This is a genomic window from Desulfosoma sp., from assembly GCF_052743555.1.
In genome coordinates this window covers 221,758-224,059 of record NZ_JBRAHS010000002.1, presented here as the reverse complement: position 1 = coordinate 224,059, position 2,302 = coordinate 221,758, and the positions used below count along the sequence as shown (strand labels likewise).

Annotated in this window: 3 protein-coding genes and 1 pseudogene; all 4 read right to left on the bottom strand. The window is 56.7% G+C overall.

The genetic code is table 11. The annotated features are described in order from the left end of the window. Positions 1-44: 44 nt before the first annotated feature. Positions 45-698 carry a LysE family transporter gene (locus ACUVSA_RS02485; protein ID WP_445893652.1) on the bottom strand — a complete coding sequence of 218 codons (654 nt, stop codon included), beginning with the start codon at positions 696-698 and terminating at the stop codon, positions 45-47. Between the two features lie 21 nt (positions 699-719). Then, the gene (locus ACUVSA_RS02480; protein WP_445893651.1) at positions 720-1,307 is read right to left on the bottom strand and encodes a DJ-1/PfpI family protein; all 588 of its coding nucleotides are present in this window, start codon (positions 1,305-1,307) and stop codon (positions 720-722) included. A gap of 44 nt (positions 1,308-1,351) precedes the next feature. After that, complete coding sequence (locus ACUVSA_RS02475) at positions 1,352-1,630, bottom strand: hypothetical protein (protein ID WP_445891860.1); 279 nt, start codon at positions 1,628-1,630, stop codon at positions 1,352-1,354. A gap of 69 nt (positions 1,631-1,699) precedes the next feature. Then, positions 1,700-2,302: pseudogene (locus ACUVSA_RS02470) on the bottom strand (hypothetical protein); the annotation flags it as partial.

The following is a 2,302-nucleotide window of genomic DNA, read 5'->3' as shown; positions in this document are numbered from 1 at the left end:
CAAAGAAAACCCCCATTTGAGCCTCCAAGGCTGACAAACTTGGGTTAGGCTAGAGCCTGGGACAAGAACCCTTTGGCCGACCACAAAAACCAAGCCCCAAAACCCACAAGAAACAGGCCGCAAACCCTCAAAACCCACTGGTAGCTACGATCTTCCAGAAACCGCGTGCCCTTGGTCACCCCCAACGACACTAAACTATACCAAGCAAAATCCGCGGCGATGTGGCCGACAAAAAAGCAGCCCACGCCCCATGGACCAATCCTCATAGCCGCCACCAAGTATCCCAAGCCGATGGTGGCCCACCACAATGTCCAGTAAGGGTTGGCAAGGCTTGCCAGAACGCCCAGCACCACGGGGTGCCGCCCCGAAGCTTCTGTGGACTCGTCGGTGTGCAGATTAAACGAGAGACGGGCGGCACTGCGCACCATGTCAATGCCCATAAACAAAAGAAAGGCCCCTCCACCCAGAGCTATCGCTCCCATGACGGTGGGTTTCCTCAAAAAAGGGCCGAGCCCCAGCACCACAGCCACCACCACGGCAAATTCCAGCACGGCGTGGCCTATCATGAGCCACGGGCCGGCCCGAAATCCGCGTCGCACCGATTCGGTGATGGTGATGGTCAAAAGGGGCCCCGGCATGAGCGCTCCCGAGAGGGCCACGGTAAAGGAACCTGCCCCGATGGCCAGCAATTCCCACATGGTGTCCTGTCCTCGTGCCAATCATGGTTCGATACGCGTCCCCAAAAGCTCCAAAAACTGACGAATCCATGCGGGATGAGCAGGCCAAGCCGGAGCCGTCACCAAGTGGCCGTCCACCACGGCATTAGAGAAGGTGTCATTAACCTCGGCCCAGTAAGCCCCTGCCGCCACCAAATCGGGCTTGACTGCAGGATAGGCCGTGCAGGTGCGGCCTTGGAGCACACCGGCGGCCACAAGCACCTGCTGGCCGTGGCAGATGGAAGCGATGGGCTTTTGTGCTTGGGCAAAATGACGAACGATATCCAAAACTTTCGCGTTCAGACGAATGTATTCCGGAGCCCTTCCGCCGGGTATCACCAATGCGTCATAGTCTTCGGGTCGGATCTCATCAAAGGTGGCGTTGAGTGTGAAGTTATGGCCGGGTTTTTCGCTGTAAGTCTGATCCCCTTCGAAATCGTGGATCGCCGTTCGAACCTTGTCCCCGGCCTTTTTCCCCGGGCACACCGCATGCACTGTATGCCCCACCATTAAAAGCATCTGGAAAGGAACCATCGCCTCATAGTCTTCCACAAAGTCGCCCACAAGCATCAGAATCTTTCTGGCCGGCATAAGATCACTCCTTCTGTAAGGTTACTGAACGTGCTGTGCATCCATTACAACCTGGGAACCTTTTTGCAAACCCGATAGGCCATACCTCCCAGCCATTGTCCGATACAAAACGCCCCGATGAACACGGGTATGGAAGCCAGGCGCCATCCAAGCCCCGATGCGAGTCGCAGGCCGACAACCAGCGGCACGGGAAGGTGGACCGCCAGGAACCATGCCCTCGAAAACCGACGAACACGAGCGCGCCAGTAACCAAACGGCACATTCACTCCAAGCACCAGCACCGCCATGACCGATAGATTGAACGATGCTGGCCAATCAAGCATGCTCAGTCCCCAGGACGAATCTGCCCACGTGCCAAATTTCGAAAGGCCTCTCTCCTGGTGCCATCCTTTTCACCGCGCTGCGCGCCATCGTTTCGGCACGCCGAAGCTGGCCATCACACAGATGTATCGAAGTCCATTGTTGTTCATCGGGGAAATGACGGCAAAACCCGAAGTTCGTAGGACATATATAGCTTGATGCCCTTTTCGGCCACATCCCGTTTCACGATAGGAGAGGTCTGGTACGTGACGAGAACTGGAAAAAACCTCCATACCGGTGATCTGGTGCACCTTTGCCACCGTGACGAGAAACTTGTCCACATCGCCCTTCATGAGGTGCGACTTCGCTTCACCAACAATGTGGACACGCCGCCCATCCACGACACCTGAACCCCAGATATTAACTTCCACATAACGATGGGGGCCCGCTGCAAGCCAGGTGCGTTCCAGCGCCGTCTCCATGGCCATGCCGAAGTCGCGAGCCAACAGGTGCGGTAATGCCCAAATGGCTTCATCTTCCAGACGGTATCCCACCGTATGAGCCAAACCGCCGACCATTTCCCGCGTCTTTTGGTGCTCTTTGGTCAGGACGGCCAGTTTGAGTTCTGTTTTTTTCTGCGCCTCCGCCAGTTCTTCAAGCCGAAGCTCCGTGCGTTTCTGCGCTTCCGCCAGCTC

Coding starts and splice junctions, on each gene's coding strand:
- ACUVSA_RS02485 (WP_445893652.1), bottom strand. CDS start 698: ATGTGGGAATTGCTGGCCATCGGGGCAGGTTCCTTTACCGTGGCCCTC.
- ACUVSA_RS02480 (WP_445893651.1), bottom strand. CDS start 1,307: ATGCCGGCCAGAAAGATTCTGATGCTTGTGGGCGACTTTGTGGAAGAC.
- ACUVSA_RS02475 (WP_445891860.1), bottom strand. CDS start 1,630: ATGCTTGATTGGCCAGCATCGTTCAATCTATCGGTCATGGCGGTGCTG.